Raw genomic sequence first — 23,249 nt, 5'->3', positions numbered from 1 at the left:
AGGCACCCCATGCCCCGCCAGATCCCAATAGACCTCCCGGTGATCGAAGCCACCGGGCGCGATGCCTTCTTCGTGTCGCCCGCCAACGCCGAGGCCGTCGCGCAAATCGATGACAGCGCACGCTGGCCCGGCGGGCGGCTGCTGCTGACCGGGCCAGAGGGCGCGGGCAAGAGCCACCTCGCCGCCATCTGGGCCGCCGATACCGGGGCTACCGCCTTGGAGGCGAGCAGCCTCGCCAGCCTCGCCCCGCCCGCGCCCGGTGCCACTCTGCTGCTGGAAGACATCCACAGCCTGATGGGCAGCCGCGAGCGCGAGGAGCCGCTGTTTCACCTGCTCAACCGCGCCACCGCAGCGAACGCCCGGCTCCTTCTCACCGCGCGCGAGCCCCTGCCCGCGCCCGCCCTGCCCGACCTCGCCACCCGGCTCTCAGCCACACCGCGCGCCCGCCTCGCCGAGCCCGATGACGCCCTGCTCACCGCGCTCCTCGTCAAGCTCTTCGACGACCGCCAGCTCGCGCCCACGCCCAAGCTGCTGAGTTACCTGCTGGTACATATGGAGCGCTCCGCCGCCGCCGCCCGCCGCACCGTGGCCGCGCTCGACCGGCACCAACTCGCCAAGGGCGGCAAGCTGACCCGCAAACTTGCCCGCGAGGTCTTGGATGAGGCCGGAAAATCAGGCACATAAGGGGAAAAGCGTCACACTGCCGTGACCTTTGCCTCCTAGACCCCTGCCATGACTCAATCCGATTTCCTCTCCGCCGCCTACCCCGACCCGATCGCGCTCGACGATGTCGACATCGCCGGGCCGACCCGTTTTTTCAATCGCGAGCTGAGCTGGCTCGGCTTCAACTGGCGGGTGCTGGAAGAGGCCGAAAATCCCAAGGTGCCGCTGCTCGAGCGCATCCGCTTCGTCTCGATCTCGGCCACCAACCTCGACGAGTTCTACACCGTCCGCGTCGCTGGCCTGCGCGAGCTGGCCAATGCGGGCAACACCACCCCCGCCGCCGACGGGCTCAGCCCCGCCGAGCAATTGGTGCTCATCAACGCCGACGCCCGCCGCCTGATGGCCCGCCAGCAAGAGAGCTGGGCCGCGCTGCGCGAGGAACTGGCGAGCAACGATATCTTCCTGCTCGACGCCAAGCACCTCACCAAGGCCGACCATGGCTTTCTGTCGGAATATTTCCTCAGCCAGGTCTTCCCGGTGCTCTCGCCGCTGGCCATCGACCCGGCGCACCCCTTCCCCTTTATCGCCAACACCGGCTTCTGCCTCGCTCTCCAGCTCGAGAGCGAGCACTCGGGCCGCAAGCTCGATGCCATCCTGCCGATCCCGCATCAGGTCGACCGCTTCATCGCCCTGCCCGCCGAGGAAGGCACCCACCGTTTCCTGCCGCTCGAAGTGCTGCTGCGCCTCCACATCGGCTCGCTCTTTCCGGGCTACCGTGAAAAGGGCTCCTGCACCTTCCGCGTGCTGCGCGACAGCGACCTCGAACTGGAGGAAGAGGCCGAAGACCTCGTCCGCGAGTTCGAAACCGCCCTCAAGCGGCGGCGGCGCGGCGAGGTTGTCCGCCTAAACATGTCCGCCGGGGCGCCCAAGGCCCTGAAAGCGCTGATCATGCGCGAGCTGGAGGTCGACGAAGACGAGGTGATCGAGACCGACGGCATCCTCGGCGTGGCCGACCTCAAGGAACTGGTGATCGACGCCCGCCCCGATCTGCTATGGCCCTCCTTCACGCCGCGTGTGCCTGAGCGGGTGCAGGACCATGAGGGTGACATGTTCGCCGCCATCCGGCAGAAGGACATGCTGCTGCACCACCCCTACGAGACCTTCGACATGGTGGTGCGCTTCCTCCAGCAGGCCGCCCGAGACCCCGATGTGGTCGCCATCAAGCAAACGCTCTACCGCACCTCCAAGAACTCTCCCATCGTCGAGGCGCTCTGCGAGGCGGCGGAAGATGGCAAATCGGTCACCGCGCTGGTCGAGCTAAAGGCGCGCTTCGACGAGGCCGCCAACATCCGCCAGTCCCGGCGGCTGGAGCGGGCCGGGGCGCATGTGGTCTACGGCTTCATGCACTACAAGACCCACGCCAAAATCAGCACGGTGGTCCGCCGCGAGGGCAACGAACTGGTGACTTACACCCACTTCGGCACCGGCAACTACCACCCGATCACCGCCCGGATCTACACCGACCTCAGCCTCTTCACCTGCGACAAGGCGCTGGGCCGCGACGCGGGCAAGGTCTTCAACTACCTGTCCGGCTACGCCCAGCCCGGCGAGCTGGAAAACCTCGCAATCTCGCCGATCTCGCTGAAAAAGCGCCTGATCGAGATGATCGCTGCCGAGGTCGAACATGCCCGCGCCGGCAAGCCCGCCGAGATCTGGGCCAAGATGAACTCGCTGATCGACGCCGACGTGATCGACGCGCTCTATGCCGCCAGCCAGGCCGGGGTGAAGATTTCCCTCGTCATCCGCGGCATCTGCGGCGTGCGCCCCGGCATCAAGGGCCTGTCGGAGAACATCCGGGTCAAATCCATCGTCGGGCGCTATCTTGAGCACAGCCGTATCGTCTGCTTCGGCAACGGTCACGGGCTGCCCTCCAAGAAGGCGCGCGTGTTCATTTCCTCGGCCGACTGGATGGGCCGCAACCTCGTCCGCCGGGTCGAAACACTGGTCGAATGCACCAACCCCACGGTGAAGGCGCAGATCACCGAGCAGGTGATGGCCGCCAACATGGCCGACACCGCGCAAAGCTGGGTGATGCGCCCCGATGGCAGCTTCTACCGCCCGCCGCTCTCCAAGGGGGCCGAGCCGTTCAACTGCCACCGCTTCTTCATGGAGAACCCCTCGCTCTCGGGCCGCGGCTCGGCGGGGGCCAGCGATGTGCCGGAACTGACCCACTCGAAAGATTGACCTTTCCGGCGCCCGCCCTCTATCACGGACATACGATAACCGCCCGGAGAAATGACATGGACGGATCAGGCGAGCAGCAGCGGGGCTGGGGCCCTTTCGGACGCCCGATCTTCGACCACCCCGATGCCCAGGCGCTCTCCCGCGTGGGGGTGATCGACATCGGCTCCAACTCCGTCCGGATGGTGATCTTCGACGGCGCGGCGCGCAGCCCGGCGTATTTCTTCAATGAAAAGGTGATGTGCGGCCTCGGCGCGGGCATGGGCGAGACCGGGCGGCTCAACCCCGAAGGCCGGGTCCGGGCGCTGGCCGCGATCCGCCGCTTCCACGCGCTGGCCGAGGGCATGGGCATCCCGCCGCTCACCGCCACCGCCACCGCCGCCGTGCGCAACGCCGATGACGGGCCGGAGTTCTGCGCCGACATCGAAGCGACCACGGGCCTCAAGGTCTATGTTGTCGACGGCGAAGAGGAAGCCCGGCTCTCCGCCCAAGGCGTGCTCGTCGGCTGGCCCGGCGCCACCGGCCTCAGCTGCGATATCGGCGGCTCCTCGATGGAGCTGGCCCTGCTCGAAGATGGCGGCGTGGGCGAGCGCGCCTCAACCTCTCTCGGTCCCCTCCGGCTCAAGACCATTCCCGGAGGCCGCAAGGCTCGCCGCGCCGAGATCGACAAAGTGCTGGACCGGCTGGCTGACAAACTGCCGCCCCACAAGCGGCTCTACCTCGTCGGCGGCTCCTGGCGAGCCATCGCCAAGCTCGACATCCTGCGCCGTGGCTACCCGCTGCACGTGCTGCACGACTACCACGCCACCCCGGCCCAACTGCGTAAAACGCTCGATTGGCTGCGCGGCCGCGATCTGGAGGAGGTCCGCGCGCAGGCCGGGCTTTCCTCCGCCCGGATCGCGCTGGTGCCGGTGGCGGGCGAGGTGCTCCGCCGTCTGATGAAGAAATTCGGCACCAAGGAGGTCTGGATTTCGGCCTACGGCATCCGCGAAGGCATGCTCTACGAGCAGATGTCCGACCTGATCCGCGCCCGCGACCCGCTGATCGAGGCCGCCCGCTTCGACGAGGCGCAGAACGCCCGCGTGCCGGGCTTCGGGCGCACGCTCTACGATTTCGTCCTGCCGCTGTTCCGCAGCGTCCGCCCCGACAAGCAGCGCCTGATCAAGGCCGCTTGCCTGCTGCACGATGTGTCTTGGCGCGCCCATCCCGACTATCGCGGCGAGGTATGTTTCGATAACGCCACCCGCTCCAACCTCGGCGGGATCGACCATCAGGGCCGCGTCTTCGTCGGCCTCGCCCTGCTGCACCGCTACCGCAACGCCGCCCCCGGATCGCATCTCGAACCGATGGTCGAGCTGCTCTCCGACAAGGACAGGCAGATGGCGGTGGTGCTCGGCAAGGCCATGCGCTTCGGCGCCATGTTCTCCGGCAACATCCCCGAGGCCATGTGCCGGGTGGAGTATCGCCCGAAGAAAAAAGAGCTCAAGCTGATCCTGCCCCGCGCCGCCGCCGTGCTCTACGGCGAGGTGGCCGAGGCACGGTTCAAATCGCTCGCCAGCGAGCTGGGCTGCGAGATCGAGGTGCGCCTTGCCGGGGATTGAGATCGTCTCGGAGCCGCTCACGGTTCCCTACTTCGACGGGGTCGTGGTCGACCGCGATATCTACATCGACCACCATCAAGAGCCCTCCCGCGAGCAGGCCGCGCAGGCCCTCGCCGCCTTCGCCCGCCTCACCCCGGCCGACCGTCTTGCCGACAGCCTGCACGTCTACAACTACTACCGCGATTTCCATCAAGATGTGGGCGGCGAGGAGTGGCTCGATGAGGAGATGGGCGTGCCCGCCACGCCCGAGGAAATCTGGCAGCACGTCACCCCCGGCACCGTCCATCTGGTTATCGACCCGCGCCACCCCGACCACGTCTACGTGGTCATGTCGGCCAATTGCGTCTGGGAGGAGGAGCACGGCCTGATGATGATCTGGGAGGATGGCGCGCGCCTCACCAAGGTCGGCGGCTACGACGGCCATGTCACCAACGAAACCGCCTACGACCGACCCGAGTACAAGGGCATCGTCTACAAGGCCAACGATCCGGCCCTCACCACACGCCTTTAGGGTGGGCAATCTGCCCACCAGCACGGCTCAAAGTTCGATCTCGCCCTCCGGGTCGAACTCCGGCGCCAAAGGCTCGGGCGCCCGCTCCATTTCTTCCGGGGTCTTCCTGCGGATGATGATGTCGCCGTTCTCCAGCCGCTCCGGCGGGTGGTAATCGTCGAACTCGCCGATCATCTCCGCCAGCGCCGCCATCTGCGGCCCCAGCGTCTCGGCCAGATCGCGCAGCGCCGGCTCCATCTCCCGCGCCATATCCTTCAGCGCAGGCTCCATCTCTTCGGCCAGTCCGCGGAAGAAGAGCATCATCCCCTCTTCCACAAGGTTCATGCCCTCGCCCATGTCGCCACGGGCTTCGGGGTCGGCCTCCTGCGCAAGCGCCGGGCCCAAGGTGAGAGAGGCCGCAAGGGCCATGGCAGCAAGGTGTTTCATGGCCTCAACATAAGCGCTCGCGCGCCGCGTTTCAAAGGTTCGGGTCGAGATCGACGCTGACAGGGAAGTGATCGGAGGCCGTCAGCAGCGCCTCCCGCAGCTCCGGCAGGGCATAAATCTGCGAGTCGTCAAAGGGATGCCAGATCCGCCAGTCCTGCGCATGGGCCGCCAGCCCGGGCGACAGCATGAGGTAGTCGAGCAGCGCGCTGAGGTAGCGCTTCTCCTCGCGCAGGTAAAACCGCGCCGTGGTGTCCTTCGCCTGCATCAGCCCGCCCGCCAGCGCCTGCCGCGCATGAGGGTCCACCAGCCGCATCGCCTCCGGCTGGTCCGCCCCCAGTACGATCTCCATGCCCGAGCGGCCAAACAGCGCCTCGTACTCATCCAAGCCGGGGCCATCGTTGAAATCCCCGGCCACCACCAATGCCTCGCCCGCTGCCAAGTGCTGCTCCACCCTCCGGCGAAGCCAGATCGACTGTGCCAACTGCTTTCGCCGGTTGGCGATGGAAATGCGCGTCGCATCCGCCGCCGAGCGCGCGCCGTGCGGGGCCTTGCTCTTGATATGCACGCCGATGAGCCGCACCACCTCGTCAAACCCCTCGAGCCGCAACTCGGCCTCCAGCGGCGGCTTAGAAAAGCGCACAAGGTCTTCCCGCGCATCGATATCGAGGTCGATCCGGAACACCCCGTCAAACCGTGGTGCCTCCTCGCTGCCCCTCTTGCCCGTGGCCTCCCCCACCGGCACATGCCGCGCCTCTATCCTGTCGGGGTCATAAAGCAGCGCCAGCTCCTGCTGGGTGTCATTCGGAAAGCCGATCAGCGCCTTGCGCGCGCGCAACCCGAAGAGCGCGGCAAAGCCTTCCAACGCGGTCTCGGTGCGGCGCGGCGCCTTCCAGTCCGGCGCCTCCACGATCAGCACCGCATCGGCATCCAGCGCCGTGAAGACGATGCCCAGCGCCTCCAGCTGCGCCGCCCGCGTCACGTTCCACCGTGCAGACCACTCGTTATCGGCCAGCGGCGCGCCCACTTCGTCGAAAAGGGCGTTGAACCACTCCACATTGTAGGTGGCCAGCCTCACGACGCGTTGATCTCCTCCCAGGCCCGGTTCACCGCGATCAGCCGCTTCTCGGCCATCCGCACCGCCTCTTCCGGCACGCCGCGCGCCATCATCACATCCGGGTGGCTCTCGCGCACCTGCCGCTTCCACGCCGCCCGCACCTCTTCCAGCGGCGCATCGGGCGCCACGCCGAGCACAGCGTAGGGGTCGGGCTCGGCATCGGGCACAAAGCGGGCGCGCAGCGAGCGGAACTCCCGATCATCGACCCGAAAGATCGCCGCCACCCGGGCCAGAAAGTCATCTTCCTTCGGGTGATACTCCCCATCCGCCATCGCGATATGGAACAGCCCTTCCAGCAGGTCGGTCAGCGCGCCGTGGCCCTCGTCGAACATCCGCGCGATCCGCGCCGCATAGTCCTCGAAGCCCGCCACATCCTGCCGCGCGAGGTTGAACACCCGCGCCGCATTCGCCTCCTCGGCGGGCGGAATGGTAAAGACCTCGCGAAACGCCGTGACCTCGTCGCGCGTCACCTGCCCGTCCGCCTTGGCCATCTTGGCCCCCAACGCGATGACCGCGATGGTAAAGCCCACCGTCCGCTCCGGCGCCGTGCGCAGCTTGTCGAACACCGCCGAAAGCCCCTCGCCGGCAGCGAGAGCCGAAAGCGCGTCCCCTATGCGTGACCAGATCGACATGGGGGCACCTTACCCGCGCAAGGCGCTGGGGTCACAAGAATTTCTGCATCAGCACAAGGTCATGCCAACGGTCGAACTTGCGGCCCACCTCGGACAGCCGCGCCACCTCGGCAAAGCCCAGCGCGGCATGAAATTCTACGCCCGCCGCGTTCTCGCCGCTGACCCCGGCAAAGAGCGAATGTACTCCGGCCTCCCGCGCATGAGCACAGAGCGCCGCCATCAGCGCCCGGCCCACGCCCTGCCCCGCCGCCTCGGGGCGCACCACGATCGAATGCTCTTTGGTATGGGCATAGCCCACCCCGTTCCGGAACGGCCCGTAGCTGACATAGCCCAGCACCCGGCCCTCCGTTTCGGCGACCCAAAACGGCTGCCCGGCCTCGATCGCCCCCGAGATCTCTTCGGGCGTCTTCCCGATGCTGTTGAAGGTCACGATGGTGTCGCGGATCACCCAGTTGATCAGCCCGCAGATCGCCTCTGCATCGTTGGCCTGAGCCCGCCTTACCTCAGCCACTTCGGCCCGTCCGGCGTGTCGAACCGCGCCGCCATCCGCGTCGGCCCCCGGATGAACCGCAGGCGCGGGTCGTCTAGCCCAAGCTCCTTCAGCCCCCGCGCCTCCTCATGGCCCACCAGAAGTTCCGCCAGCCGCACGCCCTCATCAGGCAGCCGCGGCGCGGGGTGCGGCCCCTGCCACTCGATCAGCGCCGGATGCATGTTGTTCATCGGCAATATGCCCGTCTCCGGCACCGCCATTTCCCAGCGAAACTCGCCCCGCTGCAGGGCCATCGGCACCCCAACACCGGGGCGCTCAGCCACCTTGGCCGCAAGGTCATCCACCCGGCAGACCCAGCGCGCAATCCGCGGCTGCCCCTGAAAGCGGTCAAGGTCAAACCACCGCGGCCGCCCCGGATCGGCACCCTCCGGGTCCACCGCGATCACCTCCAGATATTCCTCGCCCCCCAGCGCCAGCAGCGCATTGTGGGTGCCGAATGCCTCGTGCTTGCCCCCCGCCGCCAAAGGCACACCGAGCGCCTCCTCGACATAGGCCACCCCGTCCTCAAGCCGCGTGCACAGCACGGCGATATGGTCAAATTCAATCATGCCCGCAACAAACGCACGGGCCGCGCCAAAGCACAACCCGCTGGATTTTCTTGCTGAAAATACTCCACCTTAACATCGGAGCCTGTGCTACGCCGCTCAAGGTCCGCGAACGGGCCGGGGGTGGAGGCACGTGGCGGGCGGGCGCCGCGACCACGGAACTTCAGAAGAGCCAGCGCCTCGCGTGGCGGTCCTGCTCAGCCATCAAGGCGGCAAGGCGTGTCTCCAGCACAGCCCGTATGCCGGCCGGGAATTCGACCAGTGACGTATGGCGTGAGAAATCCCCCTCTTCCCAAGCCTCAATGATGAGCCGATAGCCCGATACATGTAGCAAAAACCGCGAGATCAGCGGTTTGATCTCCGGCTCGGCCAGCAGGTGTGCATGGGCCAGGATGCGGGCCTCCATCCGCTCGTTCACCGGCATGAACAGCTCCCGCACAGCCACGCGCCAGTTCTCACGCTCTTCGTCAGTTGTATTGGGGCCATCCGGGTCGTATCCGCCCATCCCATGCGCTGGCCAGCGTACGCCTGCAAATCCGGTCCAGATCGCCTCTCCTAGAACCGCATCGGCATAAAGCGGCGCGTAAACGTCGCGAATTTTCTCGTCGAGCCGCGCGATGCGCCAGTCGCGTACCTCCTTGAGCCTTTGCAGAACCAACGCGCCAACATAACCCAATGCAGGCACGGCAACTGCCGTGACCAGCCAAGTCAGTGTCAGCGCGTCCGGCATCAGCCCCGCGCCTCACGGATGAGCTTCAGTACATCCTGCGCCGCGCTCGGAATATTCGTCCCCGGCCCGAAAATCGCCTTCACCCCGGACTTGTACAGAAAATCATAGTCCTGCTGCGGAATGACCCCGCCGCAGATCACGATGATATCCTCCGCGCCCGCCGCCTTCAGCGCCGCCACCAGCTTGGGTGCCAGCGTCTTGTGGCCCGCCGCCTGGCTGGAGATGCCCACCACATGCACGTCGTTGTCCACCGCGTCCTGCGCGGCCTCCTCGGGCGTCTGAAACAGCGGCCCCACATCCACGTCAAAGCCGATATCGGCAAAGGCGGTGGCAATCACCTTGGCGCCCCGGTCGTGGCCGTCCTGGCCCATCTTCACCACCAGCATCCGCGGGCGGCGACCCTCTTCCTCGGCGAAATCCTCCACCGATTTCTGGATCGCCGCAAAGCCCTCGTCGCCGTCATAGGCCGCGCCGTAAACGCCCGCCAAAGTCTTCACCTCGGCCCTGTGACGGCCAAACACCTTCTCCATCGCCATGCTGATCTCTCCAACGCTCGCCCGGGCCCGCGCGGCCTCCACCGCCGCCTCCAGCAGATTGCCGCCCTCTTTCGCCCGCCGCTCCAGCTCGCCGAGAGCAGCATCGCAGGCCGCCGCATCGCGGCTCCCGCGCATCCGTTCCAGCCGTGCTACCTGGTTCTCGCGCACCTTCACATTGTCCACGTCCAGAATGTCGATCGGGTCTTCCTTGTCTTTCCGGTACTTGTTGACGCCAACAATCACCTCCTCACCCCGGTCGATCATCGCCTGCCGCCGGGCCGCGCTTTCCTCGATCCGCAGCTTGGGCATTCCGCTCGCCACCGCCTTGGTCATGCCGCCCATCTCCTCGACCTCCTCGATCAAGGCCCAGGCCTTCTCGATCAGCTCATCCGTCAGGCTCTCCACGTAGTAAGAGCCCGCCAGCGGGTCGACCACGCGGGTCACCTGCGTTTCTTCCTGCAAGATCAGCTGGGTATTCCGCGCGATCCGGGCCGAAAACTCGGTGGGCAGGGCAATCGCCTCGTCGAGCGCATTGGTGTGGAGCGATTGCGTCCCCCCCAGCACCGCGCTCATCGCCTCGTAGGCGGTGCGGATGACGTTGTTGTAAGGGTCTTGCTCCTGCAACGACACACCACTCGTCTGGCAATGGGTCCGCAACATCTTGCTGCGCTCCGACTTCGCCCCGAACTCCGTCATGATGCGGTGCCACAGCGTCCGCGCCGCCCGCAGCTTGGCGATCTCCATGAAAAAGTTCATACCGATGGCGAAGAAGAAGCTCAACCGCCCGGCAAACTTGTCCACGTCCATCCCGGCTTCAATCGCAGCCCGCACATATTCGCGCCCGTCGGCCAGCGTGTAGGCCAGCTCCTGCACAAGGTTCGCGCCCGCCTCCTGCATGTGGTAGCCGGAGATCGAAATCGAGTTGAACTTCGGCATCTCGTTGGAGGTGTATTCGATGATGTCCGAGATGATCCGCATCGAGGGCTCAGGCGGATACACATAGGTGTTCCGCACCATGAACTCCTTCAGAATATCGTTCTGAATCGTCCCCGATAGCAGCGCCCGGTCGTGCCCCTGCTCCTCACCCGTCACGATGAAATTGGCGAGGATCGGAATCACCGCGCCGTTCATCGTCATCGACACCGAGACCTCATCAAGCGGAATCCCGTCAAACAGGATCTTCATGTCCTCCACCGAGTCGATCGCCACGCCCGCCTTGCCCACGTCGCCCTCCACGCGCGGGTGGTCAGAATCATAGCCCCGGTGCGTCGCCAGATCGAAAGCCACCGAAACGCCCTGCTGCCCGGCCGCCAGAGCCTTGCGATAAAAGGCGTTCGACTCCTCGGCGGTCGAGAACCCGGCATATTGCCGGATCGTCCAGGGGCGGCCCGCATACATCGTCGCCTTCGGCCCGCGGGTGAACGGCGCCTGCCCCGGGATGCTCCCCATATGGCCCAGCCCCTCCACATCCTCGCCGGTGTAGAGCGGCTTCACCCGGATGCCCTCCAGCGTCTCCCAATCAAGGCTGTCCAGCGGCTTGCCCCGCAATTCCTTCTCGGCAATCGCCTTCCACTCGTCGGTCTTGCTCATCGGAGCCTCCTTCTCAGGTCCGGTTCAATTTTGGCCGGGGCGCACCGCCCCTTCGCTTTCGGCGCGGCCGCGCCTATATCCTTGGCAACAGGAGGAATTCATGCGGCTCACCCCCCTCGCCCTCGCGGCGCTCATCGCCTCGCCCCTCTGGGCGCAGGAAACGGGCACCACTGTCATTTCCGAAGGCGCCGCCGAAGAGGCCGCCGAGGCCGTCGCCGCCGAAGTGGCGGGCGATGCCGATAATCTGCAAATCCTCGCCGCCTCCGAGGTCACGCTGGACGATCTGCTATGGCTACGCCGCCCCATCGTGGTCTTCGCCGATACCCCGGCCGATCCGCGCTTTACCGAGCAGCTCGAGCTGCTCACCGCCCGCCCCGGCCCGCTTATGGAGCGTGACGCCATCATCATCACCGATACCGACCCCGCCGCGCTCTCGCCCGTGCGCACCAAGCTCCGGCCCCGTGGCTTCCAGCTGGTGCTGATCGGCAAGGACGGCGAGGTGAAGCTGCGCAAACCCTTCCCGTGGGATGTGCGCGAAATCACCCGCAGCATCGACAAATGGCCGCTCCGGCGCGATGAGCTGCGGCGGAAATGAGCAGGAAGCACCTGCCGCGAACGCTTGAGAAACGCGCCGTAAGGCCCTATATGTAAGGCAGAAGCCTGAAACACTTCAGGCACCAGAGGAGCGGATATGAGCAAACGCAGCGACATTCCCTTCACTCCGATCCCGGTAACCGGGCGGACGGGTCCTCAGCCGGGGTATTGAACTCCAGCTTCACCCGCTCGGCGGCCTCACGGCCGCCCTTCCCGAAGGCGTCGATCACCGCATTGGCATAGCTGCCAAAGCTGAGCGCCTGCTTCTTCATCTCGATATAATCCGAATACATCGCCACCCGGCGCTGCTGTGACATGCCCTTGAACGCCGCGCCCCGCATGTCATCCACCAGCGCGGCGAGCGATTTGAGCTGGCTGTAATAGGCCACGATCGGGTCGATGGTCTGGCGCGGCAGCACGTGGATGTCGGGCAGCAGCGTGTCGAACACCGTATCGTTGTGCTCGCGCGGGATGAGCGGCACAAACTCCTCGTCCTCCCGCATCCGCTCCAGCATCCCCTCGGCGTAGCTCTCGATCCGCTCCTCGTCCCAGAGATTGGCGAGGTTGTTGCCGATCTCGGCATAAAGCGCCCGGTGCATGTCGCGCAGCTTTTCCTGCCGCAGCGCCGCCGCCTCCCGGCGGTTCAGCACGCCGTTGACGAACCAGCCCGCGCCAAGGAAGAGGCCGGCGATCACCGCCTGCCAGATCCGCGCATCGAGGTTCGCCAGCCAGTCCATCAGCCTTCGCCCGTGACCCGCCCGTGGGTGGCCCAGCCGCCCAGCGCGAAGAGGATGAAGATCATCAGGATCAGCGCCTCTGCGGGGGCGAAGATACCGGCCAGCATCAGCCCGGCCCCCATCACCATCACCCCAAGCACCGCGCCCACGCCCCGGATCCACCAGTCGCGGCCCGCCACAAAGCCCATGATCCGGGTCACGATCATCGTCCAGGCCACGAGACCCGCCAGACCGGAAATCACCGCCATCGCAACCAGCATCGCCATGCCGCCGCCCGTGGTGCCGTCCGGCGGCACGATCCGCCCGAGCAGGTTGATGATCGCCCAGGCCATGAACAGGCCCGAGACGAAGCCGGCCGCATGGGCCAGAAGTGCGCGCAAACCGGGTGTCATTCGAACTCCATGATCACATCATCCACCGCAAGGTTGTCGCCCGGCCCGGCGTTGACCTTGGCGACCTTGCCCGCCTTCTCAGCGCGCAGGATGTTTTCCATCTTCATCGCCTCCACGGTGCACAGCGCCTGCCCCTCCTGCACCTCGTCGCCCTCGGCCACATCGACCTTCACGATCAGGCCCGGCATCGGGCAAAGCAGCATCTTCGAGGTGTCGGGCGGCAGCCGCTCGGGCATCAGCGCGGCCAGCTCGGCCTGGCGCGGGGTCCAGACCTTCACCGCCACATCCGCGCCCCGGAACCGGATGCGGAAGCCACTCGTCACCTTGCCGACCTTCAGCACCATCAGCTTGCCGTCGATCTCCACCCGGGCAAGGCTGTCGCCCGGCGTCCAGTCGGAGGCAACGCGGTGCACCGTGCCGTCCGAAAAGGCCACGGTGGAGCCTGCCCTGTCGGCGGCGATCTCGGTCACCAGCGTCTCGCCACCCACGCTCACAACCCAGTCGGAGCCGACCATGCGCTCGTGGTTATCCATGCGCCCGCTGACCCGGCTCCGTCGAATCTCGGCCACCCGGTACATCGCCGCCGCCGCCGCCGCGATCCGCCGCTTGTCGGCACCGCTCAGGTCAACCCCTTCAAACCCTTCGGGATATTCCTCGGCAATAAAGGCCGTGGTCATGTCACCGGCCACGAACTTCGGATGGTCCATCACCGCCGCAAGGAAAGGGATGTTATGCCCGATCCCCTCCAGCTCGAAGCTGTCTAGCGCAACCCGCATCTCCTCGATGGCCTGCTCCCGCGTGGGCGCCCATGTGCAGAGCTTGGCGATCATCGGGTCGTAATACATGCTGATCTCGCCGCCCTCGTAGACGCCGGTATCGTTGCGCACGGCGCGCGTGGCCTCCGCCACCTCCGCCGGGGGCTTGTAGGCCACCAGCCGGCCGATGGAGGGCAGGAAGTTGCGATAGGGGTCTTCGGCATAAAGCCGGCTCTCCATCGCCCAGCCGTTCAGCTGCACGTCATCCTGCGTCATGCTCAGCGGCTCGCCATGGGCGACGCGGATCATCTGCTCCACAAGGTCCACCCCGGTGATCAATTCAGTCACCGGATGCTCCACCTGAAGCCGCGTGTTCATTTCCAGAAAATAGAAGTTCTTGTCACCATCGACGATGAACTCCACCGTGCCCGCCGAGGTGTAGCCCACCGCCTGTGCCAGCGCGACAGCCTGCTCGCCCATCGCGCGGCGGGTCTCCTCATCGAGGAACGGCGAAGGCGCCTCCTCGATCACCTTCTGGTTCCGCCGCTGGATCGAGCACTCCCGCTCGCCAAGGTAGATCCCATTGCCATGAGCATCGCAGAGCACCTGAATTTCGATGTGCCGCGGCTGGGTCACGAACTTCTCGATGAAAATGCGGTCATCGCCAAAGCTGGCCGCCGCCTCGTTCTTCGAACTCTGAAAGCCCTCGCGCGCTTCCTCATCGTTCCACGCGATCCGCATGCCCTTGCCGCCGCCGCCCGCGCTGGCCTTGATCATCACCGGATAGCCGATCTCGGTGCTGATCTTCACCGCCTCGTCGGCATCCTCGATCAGCCCCATGTAGCCTGGCACCGTACTCACATCGGCTTCCTGGGCGATCTTCTTCGAGGTGATCTTGTCCCCCATCGCCTCGATCGCCCCCTTGGGCGGCCCGATGAAGGCCACACCCTCGGCCTCCAGCGCCTCGGCGAACTTCGGGTTCTCGCTCAAAAAGCCGTAGCCCGGATGCACCGCCTGCGCGCCGGTCTGGCGGATGGCGTCCATGATCTTGTCGATCACGATGTAGCTCTGGTTCGCGGGCGGCGGGCCGATATGCACCGCCTCGTCGGCCATTTCCACGTGCAGAGCATTCTTGTCGGCGTCCGAATACACCGCCACCGTCTTGATCCCCATCTTGCGGGCCGTCTTGATCACACGGCAGGCAATCTCCCCCCGGTTGGCGATCAGGATCTTCTCGAACATGTCTATCGTCCCTCTTCTTCTTGGGTCCCGCAGGGGCCCGAAACGCAAAAAGCGCTCTCCGGGCGGCGGGCCCGAAGAACGCTTGGGTGATGTCTCGATGGCGCCGGGGCGGTCTGGCCCCGGCCTGCCGTGTCAGAGATCGTCGGAAATTGCGCCGACGCCTGCGCCCACAGCGGCGCCCACGACCGGGTTGTTGCCCGTGGCTTCCGCCGCAACGGCACCAACGCCCGCACCAACGGCGGCACGCTCGATGTCGTTGTCGCAGCCCGCGACGAGCAGGATGGCAGGAAGGGTGGCGCCCAGAATGATCTTTCGCATGAGTTTTTGCCTCTCAGGGTCTGTGCCCCGCGGCCTCGTGCGGCGCAGAGCGTTTCAGTGTCTGAGAGAGAAACAGAAAGCCCGCCGGGCCGGTTCCATGGCCCGGCGGAATTTTGCTTGTGTGCGCAGGGCTTAGAAAGCGTCCGCGATATCGTCCGAGAGTGCGCCGACGCCGGCACCAACGGCCGCGCCGATGAGCGGGTCGTTGTCGGTCGCGCTGGCCGCAACGGCACCGATACCGGCGCCAACAGCGGCACGCTGCACGTCGTTTTCAAGGCACCCGGAAAGGGCGAACACGAAAGGAAGGGCGGCGGCCCAGAGAAGTTTTTGCATGATGTACTGCCTCGGGTTTTATCGTTTGTGGGCAGAGTTTTATCGCAATTCTCGGAGTCCGTGAAGCCAAATTCGTCATCTGACATCCTCACCGCTGCGTCACGGGCGGGCTCCCGCCGGCGCAAAAAAGGGTGTGGTCTGACCCACAAGGGGCCAGACCACGTAGAAGGGGAAGGGTAACGGTTTTGACTTATTAAGGCCGACGCAAGCTTGCTGGAGAACGCCGGTCCTTGGCTGACATTTGCAGCCGCAGCCTGTTCAAACAAGCGCGGGCTGACCCAGCGGCAGTTTTGAGCCAGTTCCTGCCCATTCCCCCCTACAACCCTCGGCAGAATCATGCCCACCCCTCCTCTTCGAAGGCTTCGGGGAAGGCCCGGCGCGCGGCGGCCTCGTCGATGACGAGCAGCGCCTCGTAGCTTTCGGGGTCAAACGGGTCTTCTGCGGGCAGCACCTCGCGGCCAAAGAGCCAGCTCAGCCGCCCGGCATCGAGATTGCCGCGCTCAAAGGGCTCATCGCCGAACTGCTCCCAGAGCGCCGCCATGAACCCCGAATCAGCCCGCCGGTCAGCAGGCCTGCGATCGGCGAATCGTTCGCGAGCCTTCAAAGGCGTCGCGCCACCCTTGGCGGGTCGTCGGATGGTGAATTGGAAATCGGTTCCGGGAAGTCGGCCTGGAAAACCGCGATGCTTGATCATGCGCCCATCTCCCGGATGAGAGGGCGAAGGGTCGAGGCAGGCCCGAAGGCCTGCCCCGGTGTAGAATCAGTACTTCGAGTAGGTCGGCTCTTCGACCACGACTTCTTCCACAACAACTTCGTCCTGCTGAGCGCAGGCAGCCACGAAGGCAACGAGGCTGATGGCGAGAAGGGTTTTGATGCTCTTCGACATCTCTGTCTCCTAATAATCTGTGAGGTGCGCAGAAAGCAGTGACACTCCCCAGGTCCCTCATTCGAGTTCACAGCCAAATAGGTCTGGCCAAGCGTGAGGTTAATGCAATTACTTATGGAAAAACAGGCCCATCCGCGCACATGAATCCGCTGTGGCGGGATTGCATCAAACCCCTGAGCGACCCCGGCGAAGCGCCTTGTTTTATTGGCTTTTTCACGCATCATTGCCACTCGCACCCGGCCTCTGTGACAACATAGGAGGCAATAAACTGCGTGGCCGCCGGGTCCGGCTGGCCCCGTTCGACCACCCGGTCCATCAGCGCGATGATGATTTGGTCGATGGGTGATTCATGCGCCTTGGCCGTGGCGAGCGCCTGACCGTTGCACAGCGCGTCCATCTCCATGGCCACATCCTCGTAGCCCAGCGATCCGCCCTCGCGGGCGATCTCCGGCGCAAGGTAACGCATCACCAGCCAGCGCTCTTCGGCACCCTCGGCGGCCCCGGCATGTACCTCGACGATTGCATCGTGAAATTCGGCCCAACCCTCAGGCAAATCAGGGGCGGCAAGGGCCGGCTGGGCGGCAAAGATCAGGGCTGAAAAAGCAACTCCGCGCCAGGGCCTCCCCTCCCCGGCGCGGAGCAGCCGAACGCGGACGTTCGGCATGAGGCCGTGCGCCTGCATGAGGCGAGCGAAACGGCCAGATCTCGCTGGCTTATCCTCCGAGTGGCGGCGGACAGCCCGCTGTTTCTGCCACGAAATTTTCATTCTGGCTATCCCTCTTACCCTAGGACAGGCGTCAAGCGACTTTCCGCTCATAGCGGAATGTTGTCGTGCTTCTTCCAAGGGTTGCTGAGTTTCTTGTTCCGCAGCGAGGCAAATGCACGGGCCACCCGCTTGCGGGTGGAGCGCGGTTGAATCACCTCGTCGATAAATCCCTTCTCGGCAGCAACGAAGGGGTTCGCAAAGCGATCCTCGTAATCCTTCGTCCGCGCCGCGATCTTTTCCGGATCACCCAGCTCGCTGCGATACAGAATCTCGGTCGCGCCCTTGGCCCCCATCACCGCGATCTCGGCCGTCGGCCAGGCGTAGTTGAAGTCCCCCCGCAAATGCTTGGAGGCCATCACGTCATAGGCGCCACCATAGGCCTTGCGGGTGATCACCGTCACCTTCGGCACCGTCGCCTCGCCATAGGCAAAGAGCAGCTTGGCCCCGTGCTTGATAACGCCGCCGTATTCCTGGCTCGTGCCCGGCAGGAACCCCGGCACATCCACCAGCGTCAGGATCGGAATTTCGAAGGCATCGCAGAACCTAACAAAGCGCGCCGCCTTGCGGCTCGAGTCGATATCGAGGCACCCGGCCAGCACCATTGGCTGGTTCGCCACCACCCCCACCGACTGCCCTTCAAGGCGGATGAACCCGGTGATGATGTTCTTCGCGTAGTCTTCCTGAATCTCGTAAAAATCGCCCTCGTCCGCGACCTTCAGGATCAACTCCTTCATGTCGTAGGGGGTGTTGGCGTTTTCCGGCACCAGCGTATCGAGGCTCTTCTCGACCCGCGCAACATCATCGAAGAACGGCCGCACCGGCGGCTTCTCGCGGTTGTTCAGCGGCAGAAAGTCTACCAGCCGCCGCACCTCGGTCATCGCCTCCACGTCGTTCTCGAAGGCACCATCGGCCACGCTCGACTTCTTCGTATGGGTCGAGGCCCCGCCCAGCTCTTCCGCCGTAACCTGCTCATTCGTCACGGTTTTCACCACATCCGGGCCGGTGACGAACATGTAGCTGCTCTCCTTCACCATGAAGATGAAGTCGGTCATCGCGGGGGAATACACCGCGCCACCCGCGCAGGGCCCCATGATCACGCTGATCTGCGGCACCACGCCCGAGGCCATGATGTTGCGCTGGAACACTTCGGCATAGCCCGCAAGGCTGGCCACGCCCTCCTGAATCCGCGCGCCGCCCGAGTCGTTCAGCCCGATCACCGGCGCGCCGTTCTGCACCGCCATGTCCATGATCTTGCAGATCTTCTGCGCGTGGGTCTCGCTGAGCGAGCCGCCGAACACGGTGAAATCCTGAGAGAACACATAGACCATCCGGCCGTTGATCGTGCCCCAGCCGGTCACTACGCCATCGCCCGCCGGGCGTTGCTCCTGCATGCCGAAATCGGTGCAGCGGTGGGCCACGAACATGTCGAACTCTTCGAACGAGCCCTCATCCAGCAGCAGCTCGATCCGCTCCCGCGCCGTCAGCTTGCCCTTCGCGTGCTGCGCCTCGATCCGTCGCTGCCCGCCCCCGGACCGCGCTTCGGCCCGGCGCTCCTCGAGTTGCTCCAGAATGTCCTTCATGGCCATCTCCCCGCTGAATTTGCTTTGCTATAGGGTCTCACGAGTGCGAACCAAAGTGAAATTCGGAAAATTTGCAAACTATTGGCAACTCGCAATCTGCTAACTGCAAACATGAATATTTTATGCTTCGAGCATATTTTTTCGGCGCACTCTGTAGACAAAAGACACCGCCCCGCCTAACTCCGCGCAATGAGTTACGGAAGCAAGGTCCGCTTCGCCGACCGATCCACCCCGCCCCATGTTCTGACGCTGGTGCTCGTCGCCTCGATGACGGCGCTCACCATGAACGTGTTCCTGCCATCGCTGCCCGCGATGGCCGCGCATTTCAACACCGAATACCGGGTCATCGGCCTCGCCGTCTCGCTGTTTCTGGCCATCAACGCGGTGCTGCAAATCTTCGTCGGCCCGCTGTCCGACTGGTTCGGGCGCCGCGTGGTCCTGCTAAGCGCCATCGTGCTCTTCCTGCTGGCCACGCTGGGCTGCATCTATGCGCCCACGGTCGAGAGCTTCCTCTTCTTCCGCATGTGCCAGGCCGTGGTGGCGGCGGGCATGGTCCTGAGCCGGGCCATCGTGCGCGATGTGGTGCCGATGAACCAAGCCGCCTCGATGATCGGCTACGTCACAATGGGCATGAGCCTCGTGCCAATGATCGCCCCGGCCATCGGCGGCAAGCTCGATGAATGGTTCGGCTGGCAGGCCAACTTCTGGCTGATGTTCGGCTTCGGCGTCGTGCTTCTCGGCCTCGTTCTGACCGATCTGGGCGAGACCCTGCACACCCGCAAGGCGCGCTTCTCCGAGCAGTTCCGCGGCTACCCGGCCCTGCTCACCTCCTACCGTTTCTGGGGCTATGCGCTGGCCGCCGCCTTCGCTTCCGGCGCCTTCTTCGCCTACCTCGGCGGTGCACCCTTTCTGGCGACCGAATACTTCGGCCTGCCGCCCTCGACGATGGGCTTCTATTTCGGCTTTCCGGCCGTGGGCTACCTCTTCGGCAATGCCTTCTCGGGCCGGTTCTCCACCCGCTTCGGCATCAACCGGATGATCCTCTGGGGCTGTGTGTTGACCGTCGTCGGCATCTCGATCCATCTCGCCGCCTACCTTGCGGGCCTGAGCAATCCCTTCCTGTTCTTCGCCTTTTTCACCTTCGTGGGGCTGGGCAACGGGCTGGTGATGCCCAACAGCGCGGCCGGTCTCGTCTCGGTCCGGCCCGATCTGGCCGGCTCCGCCTCGGGCCTCGGCGGCGCGATCCAGATCGCAGGGGGCGCCGCGCTCTCCGCGCTGGCCGCCGCGCTGCTCACCGAGGGGTCCACGCCGCTGCCGCTGCTCATCGTCATGGTAGGCACCGCCGTCGCCAGCCTTGTCTCCATTCTCGTGGTGCTGATGCGCGAGCGACAGCTCCAAGGCACGCCTGACGCGCTCACCTGATTTGCAAACACTGGCGCGGGCGATGCGAATCTGCAAAATGCAGCCACCATGCCCACGCAAAAGCTCTACGCCGGTGCCAAGCTGCGGGAAATCCGCACGCGGCTGAACCTCACCCAGAAGGCCTTCGCCGGCAAGCTGGGGGTCTCGCTGCCCTATCTCAACCAGATGGAAAACAACAACCGCCCGGTCTCGGCCCGGGTGGTGCTGGCACTGGCACAGGAGTTCGGGCAGGACGTGACCGAACTTTCATCAGGCGACACCGAGCGACTGGTGACAGACATGCGCGAGGCCTTCGCCGACCCGGTCTTCACCGACACACCCCCGCTGGCCGACCTGCGCCTCACCGCCTCTAACGCCCCCGCCCTCGCCCGCGCCTTCCTTGAGTTGCACCGCGCCCACAGGCAGGGGCAGGAGCGGCTCGCCCTGCTCGATGAGGCCATGGGCACAGGCGGCCCCGCGCCGATATCCCCCTGGGAAGAGGTCCGCGACTTCTTTCACTATTGCGACAATTACCTCGACGCCATCGACCGCGCCGCCGAACGCTTCGCAGGCGATGCGAGCGACCCCGACACCGCCCTGCGCCAACTTGAAAAGGCCGGCGTAACGCTCTCGCTCACCGATGAAACCGCACTTCGCCGGTTTGACCCGGAGGCCCGCAGGCTCACCCTGCCCGCCCGCGCCTCCGCCGCGACCCGGCGCTTCCAGATCTTCCACCAACTTGCACTAATCACGCAAAACGATCTGCTGGAGGCCACGCTGGACCTTGCCCGGTTCCAGACCGAGGAGGCTCGCGCCATCGCCAAGATCGGGCTGGCCAATTACTTCGCCGGAGCCGCCCTTTTGCCCTACCGCGCCTTCCTCGAGGCCGCGCGCGACACCCGGCATGACCTCGAGCGCTTGGCCGACCGCTTCGGAGCCTCCATCGAGCAGGTGGCGCACCGGCTCTCCACCCTCCAGCGGCCCGGCGCCAAGGGGATTCCCTTCTTCTTCGTGCGGGTCGATCAGGCAGGCACCATCACCAAGCGCCACTCGGCCACCCGGCTGCAATTCGCCCGCTTCGGCGGCGCCTGCCCGCTCTGGAACGTGCATCGCGCCTTCGAAACGCCCGGCCGCTTCCTGCGCCAACTGGCCGAAACCCCCGATGGCATCCGCTACATCAGCCTCGCCTGCGATGTGTCAAAGCCCGGCGGCAGCTTCACCGCGCCGATCCGGCGCTACGCCATCGCCCTTGGCTGCGAGGTCGCCCATGCGCCGGACCTCGTCTATGCCGACGGGCTGGATACCACCCAGCCCGCTGCCTTTGAGCCCATCGGCATCTCCTGCCGCATCTGCGAACGGCAGGGCTGCCACCAGCGCTCGGTCCCGCCGCTGGAGCGCCGCCTGAACGTCAATCACAACGCCCGCGGCCTCCTGCCCTACGAGATCGACACCGGCTGAGCCGCGCTCAGGCCGGGGCGTTCAGCGCCGCGGCCACCTGATCCTTCAGATGCATCCGCTCCTTGCGCATCTCCAGCATGTGAAAGTCATCGGTCGGCTCCACGTTGGTCTCCGCCCGGTGGATCGCGCGGTTCAGCGCGTGGTAGCGGTCCACCATCCGGGCAAAATGCGCATCCGTCTGTTTCAACGCCGAAAGTTCGGCCTCCTTGCCCGGAAACTCCTCAGCCAGTTCATGCGGGGTGTTCTGCGACATCACTCTCTCCTGTTTTTTCCGCCCCCAACCTGCCCCCGCTTCGCCCGCGCCGCCTTGATATGGATCATGCGCTGCAGGGGCCGCATCCCCCACAGCGCTCTTGCGCTTTTCCCCTCCGTCACCTATCCCGCGCCGGAACTGAAAGAGACTGCACCATGCCCCTTCTGGTGATGAAATTCGGCGGCACCTCCGTCGCCACCCTCGACCGCATCCGCCGCGCCGCCAAGCGCGTGGGCCGCGAAGTTGCCGCAGGCTACGACGTGATCGTCATCGTCTCCGCCATGTCGGGCGAGACCAACAAGCTCGTCGGCTTCGTCGAGGAAACCTCGCAGCTATACGATGCCCGCGAGTATGACGCCGTGGTCAGCTCCGGCGAGCAGGTGACGGCGGGCCTGATGGCGCTGACCTTGCAGGAAATGGATGTGCCCGCCCGAAGCTGGCAGGGCTGGCAGGTGCCGCTCAAGACCACCAACGCCCACGCCGCCGCCCGGATCGAAGAGATCCCGACCGATAACATCATGGCCAAGTTCGGCGAGGGCATGAAGGTCGCCGTGGTCGCAGGCTTTCAGGGCATTGGCCCCGATGGCCGCATCACCACTCTGGGCCGGGGTGGCTCCGATACCACCGCCGTCGCCTTCGCCGCCGCCTTCGAGGCCGAGCGTTGCGACATCTACACCGATGTCGATGGCGTCTACACCACCGACCCGCGCATCACCGGCAAGGCCCGCAAGCTCGAAAAGATCGCCTTCGAGGAGATGCTCGAGCTGGCCTCGCTCGGTGCCAAGGTGCTGCAAACCCGCTCCGTCGAGCTGGCCATGCGCTACAACGTGCGCCTGCGGGTGCTGTCGAGTTTTGAAGAACAATCCGATGAAGCGGGCACGCTGATCTGTGCCGAGGAGGATATCGTGGAAAGCAAAGCCGTGAACGGCGTGGCCGCAAGCCGCGAAGAAGCCAAGATGACCCTGATTTCCGTGGCCGACCGCCCGGGCATCGCCGCCGCCATCTTCGGCCCGCTCTCCGAGGCGGGCGTGAACGTGGACATGATCGTGCAGAACATCTCCGAGGAGGGTCGCACGGATATGACCTTCTCCTGCCCGATCAATCAGGTCGCCCGCGCCGAGAAGGCGCTGAACGACATCAAGGAAAAGGGCGGGCTGAACTTCCGCGAGATTGTGGCCGATACCGATGTCGCCAAGATCTCCGTGGTCGGCATCGGCATGCGCTCGCAGTCCGGCGTGGCCGCCAAGATGTTCAAGACGCTCTCCGACGAGGGCATCAACATCAAGGTCATCGCCACCTCCGAGATCAAGATCTCCGTGCTGGTCGACCGCAAGTACACCGAGCTCGCCGTGCAGGCCCTGCACGACGCGTTCGAGCTGGAAAAGGCCTGAACCG

The 23,249-nt window shown here is 65.3% G+C and carries 25 protein-coding genes; 8 read left to right on the top strand and 17 right to left on the bottom strand.

Annotated elements, in window-relative coordinates:
- The first annotated feature begins 9 nt into the window (after positions 1-9).
- The 4 genes from ACUXVX_RS08395 to ACUXVX_RS08380 are packed head-to-tail and all read left to right on the top strand — an operon-like array spanning position 10 to position 5,016.
- On the top strand, positions 10-684 hold the full coding sequence (locus tag ACUXVX_RS08395; protein ID WP_446311169.1) for a chromosomal replication initiator DnaA: 675 nt from the start codon (positions 10-12) through the stop codon (positions 682-684).
- A 48-nt stretch (positions 685-732) separates the two neighbouring features.
- On the top strand, positions 733-2,907 hold the full coding sequence (locus ACUXVX_RS08390; RefSeq protein ID WP_446311168.1) for an RNA degradosome polyphosphate kinase: 2,175 nt from the start codon (positions 733-735) through the stop codon (positions 2,905-2,907).
- 56 nt (positions 2,908-2,963) lie between these two features.
- Complete coding sequence (locus tag ACUXVX_RS08385) at positions 2,964-4,505, top strand: Ppx/GppA phosphatase family protein (protein ID WP_446311167.1); 1,542 nt, start codon at positions 2,964-2,966, stop codon at positions 4,503-4,505.
- A complete protein-coding gene (locus tag ACUXVX_RS08380; protein WP_446311166.1) occupies positions 4,492-5,016 on the top strand; it encodes a DUF6985 domain-containing protein in 525 nt (174 codons plus the stop codon). Before ACUXVX_RS08385 ends, ACUXVX_RS08380 begins: the two co-directional genes overlap by 14 nt.
- A gap of 27 nt (positions 5,017-5,043) precedes the next feature.
- Here the strand turns inward: ACUXVX_RS08380 and ACUXVX_RS08375 are convergent, their stop codons facing one another.
- The 7 genes from ACUXVX_RS08375 to scpA form a co-directional block, all read right to left on the bottom strand.
- Positions 5,044-5,442, bottom strand: a complete 399-nt coding sequence (locus ACUXVX_RS08375) for a hypothetical protein (protein WP_446311165.1) — start codon at positions 5,440-5,442, stop codon at positions 5,044-5,046.
- A gap of 31 nt (positions 5,443-5,473) precedes the next feature.
- On the bottom strand, positions 5,474-6,517 hold the full coding sequence (locus ACUXVX_RS08370; protein ID WP_446311164.1) for an endonuclease/exonuclease/phosphatase family protein: 1,044 nt from the start codon (positions 6,515-6,517) through the stop codon (positions 5,474-5,476).
- A complete protein-coding gene (locus tag ACUXVX_RS08365) occupies positions 6,514-7,188 on the bottom strand; it encodes a TerB family tellurite resistance protein (protein WP_446311163.1) in 675 nt (224 codons plus the stop codon). Before ACUXVX_RS08365 ends, ACUXVX_RS08370 begins: the two co-directional genes overlap by 4 nt.
- Before the next feature lie 31 nt (positions 7,189-7,219).
- Positions 7,220-7,699 carry an N-acetyltransferase family protein gene (locus tag ACUXVX_RS08360; RefSeq protein WP_446311162.1) on the bottom strand — a complete coding sequence of 160 codons (480 nt, stop codon included), beginning with the start codon at positions 7,697-7,699 and terminating at the stop codon, positions 7,220-7,222.
- Positions 7,687-8,286 (bottom strand): VOC family protein, encoded by a 600-nt coding sequence (locus ACUXVX_RS08355; protein ID WP_446311161.1) that lies wholly within the window; start codon positions 8,284-8,286, stop codon positions 7,687-7,689. The genes ACUXVX_RS08360 and ACUXVX_RS08355 overlap by 13 nt, the downstream gene beginning before the upstream one ends.
- Positions 8,287-8,446: 160 nt before the next feature.
- Positions 8,447-9,013 (bottom strand): hypothetical protein, encoded by a 567-nt coding sequence (locus tag ACUXVX_RS08350; protein WP_446311160.1) that lies wholly within the window; start codon positions 9,011-9,013, stop codon positions 8,447-8,449.
- Complete coding sequence (scpA, locus tag ACUXVX_RS08345; RefSeq protein ID WP_446311159.1) at positions 9,013-11,139, bottom strand: methylmalonyl-CoA mutase; 2,127 nt, start codon at positions 11,137-11,139, stop codon at positions 9,013-9,015. The genes ACUXVX_RS08350 and scpA overlap by 1 nt, the downstream gene beginning before the upstream one ends.
- A gap of 100 nt (positions 11,140-11,239) precedes the next feature.
- On the opposite strand from scpA, the gene ACUXVX_RS08340 reads away from it, so the two are divergent.
- Positions 11,240-11,734: a DUF4174 domain-containing protein gene (locus ACUXVX_RS08340; RefSeq protein ID WP_446311158.1), complete on the top strand. Its 495-nt coding sequence runs from the start codon at positions 11,240-11,242 to the stop codon at positions 11,732-11,734.
- 121 nt (positions 11,735-11,855) lie between these two features.
- On the opposite strand, the gene ACUXVX_RS08335 is transcribed toward ACUXVX_RS08340, so the two are convergent.
- From ACUXVX_RS08335 to ACUXVX_RS08295, 9 genes are all read right to left on the bottom strand, one after another.
- On the bottom strand, positions 11,856-12,470 hold the full coding sequence (locus ACUXVX_RS08335; RefSeq protein WP_222470021.1) for a hypothetical protein: 615 nt from the start codon (positions 12,468-12,470) through the stop codon (positions 11,856-11,858).
- Positions 12,470-12,862 carry a hypothetical protein gene (locus tag ACUXVX_RS08330; RefSeq protein WP_446311157.1) on the bottom strand — a complete coding sequence of 131 codons (393 nt, stop codon included), beginning with the start codon at positions 12,860-12,862 and terminating at the stop codon, positions 12,470-12,472. Before ACUXVX_RS08330 ends, ACUXVX_RS08335 begins: the two co-directional genes overlap by 1 nt.
- Complete coding sequence (locus ACUXVX_RS08325; RefSeq protein ID WP_446311156.1) at positions 12,859-14,859, bottom strand: acetyl-CoA carboxylase biotin carboxylase subunit; 2,001 nt, start codon at positions 14,857-14,859, stop codon at positions 12,859-12,861. Before ACUXVX_RS08325 ends, ACUXVX_RS08330 begins: the two co-directional genes overlap by 4 nt.
- A gap of 132 nt (positions 14,860-14,991) precedes the next feature.
- Positions 14,992-15,177: a YMGG-like glycine zipper-containing protein gene (locus ACUXVX_RS08320; protein WP_222471109.1), complete on the bottom strand. Its 186-nt coding sequence runs from the start codon at positions 15,175-15,177 to the stop codon at positions 14,992-14,994.
- A gap of 132 nt (positions 15,178-15,309) precedes the next feature.
- Positions 15,310-15,510: a YMGG-like glycine zipper-containing protein gene (locus ACUXVX_RS08315; protein WP_222470024.1), complete on the bottom strand. Its 201-nt coding sequence runs from the start codon at positions 15,508-15,510 to the stop codon at positions 15,310-15,312.
- Between the two features lie 334 nt (positions 15,511-15,844).
- Complete coding sequence (locus ACUXVX_RS08310; protein ID WP_222491805.1) at positions 15,845-16,204, bottom strand: hypothetical protein; 360 nt, start codon at positions 16,202-16,204, stop codon at positions 15,845-15,847.
- 66 nt (positions 16,205-16,270) lie between these two features.
- Positions 16,271-16,396 (bottom strand): hypothetical protein, encoded by a 126-nt coding sequence (locus ACUXVX_RS08305; RefSeq protein ID WP_256377575.1) that lies wholly within the window; start codon positions 16,394-16,396, stop codon positions 16,271-16,273.
- Between the two features lie 220 nt (positions 16,397-16,616).
- Positions 16,617-16,949 (bottom strand): DUF6497 family protein, encoded by a 333-nt coding sequence (locus ACUXVX_RS08300; protein ID WP_446311155.1) that lies wholly within the window; start codon positions 16,947-16,949, stop codon positions 16,617-16,619.
- Positions 16,950-17,209: 260 nt separating this feature from the next.
- Positions 17,210-18,742, bottom strand: coding sequence for an acyl-CoA carboxylase subunit beta (locus tag ACUXVX_RS08295; protein ID WP_222470027.1), 1,533 nt, complete (start codon positions 18,740-18,742; stop codon positions 17,210-17,212).
- A gap of 189 nt (positions 18,743-18,931) precedes the next feature.
- Here ACUXVX_RS08295 and ACUXVX_RS08290 point away from each other — a divergent pair, with 189 nt between their 5' ends.
- Entirely contained in the window at positions 18,932-20,164 is a 1,233-nt protein-coding gene (locus ACUXVX_RS08290; RefSeq protein WP_222470028.1) for a multidrug effflux MFS transporter, read from the top strand.
- A 48-nt stretch (positions 20,165-20,212) separates the two neighbouring features.
- Positions 20,213-21,601 carry a helix-turn-helix domain-containing protein gene (locus ACUXVX_RS08285; RefSeq protein WP_222470029.1) on the top strand — a complete coding sequence of 463 codons (1,389 nt, stop codon included), beginning with the start codon at positions 20,213-20,215 and terminating at the stop codon, positions 21,599-21,601.
- Positions 21,602-21,608: 7 nt separating this feature from the next.
- Here the strand turns inward: ACUXVX_RS08285 and ACUXVX_RS08280 are convergent, their stop codons facing one another.
- Positions 21,609-21,854 carry a YdcH family protein gene (locus ACUXVX_RS08280; RefSeq protein ID WP_222491797.1) on the bottom strand — a complete coding sequence of 82 codons (246 nt, stop codon included), beginning with the start codon at positions 21,852-21,854 and terminating at the stop codon, positions 21,609-21,611.
- A gap of 155 nt (positions 21,855-22,009) precedes the next feature.
- On the opposite strand from ACUXVX_RS08280, the gene ACUXVX_RS08275 reads away from it, so the two are divergent.
- A complete protein-coding gene (locus tag ACUXVX_RS08275) occupies positions 22,010-23,245 on the top strand; it encodes an aspartate kinase (protein WP_222470031.1) in 1,236 nt (411 codons plus the stop codon).
- Positions 23,246-23,249 lie beyond the last annotated feature (4 nt).

The organism is Vannielia sp. SX4, from assembly GCF_052828525.1.
This window is presented reverse-complemented; position numbering and strand designations above follow the sequence as displayed.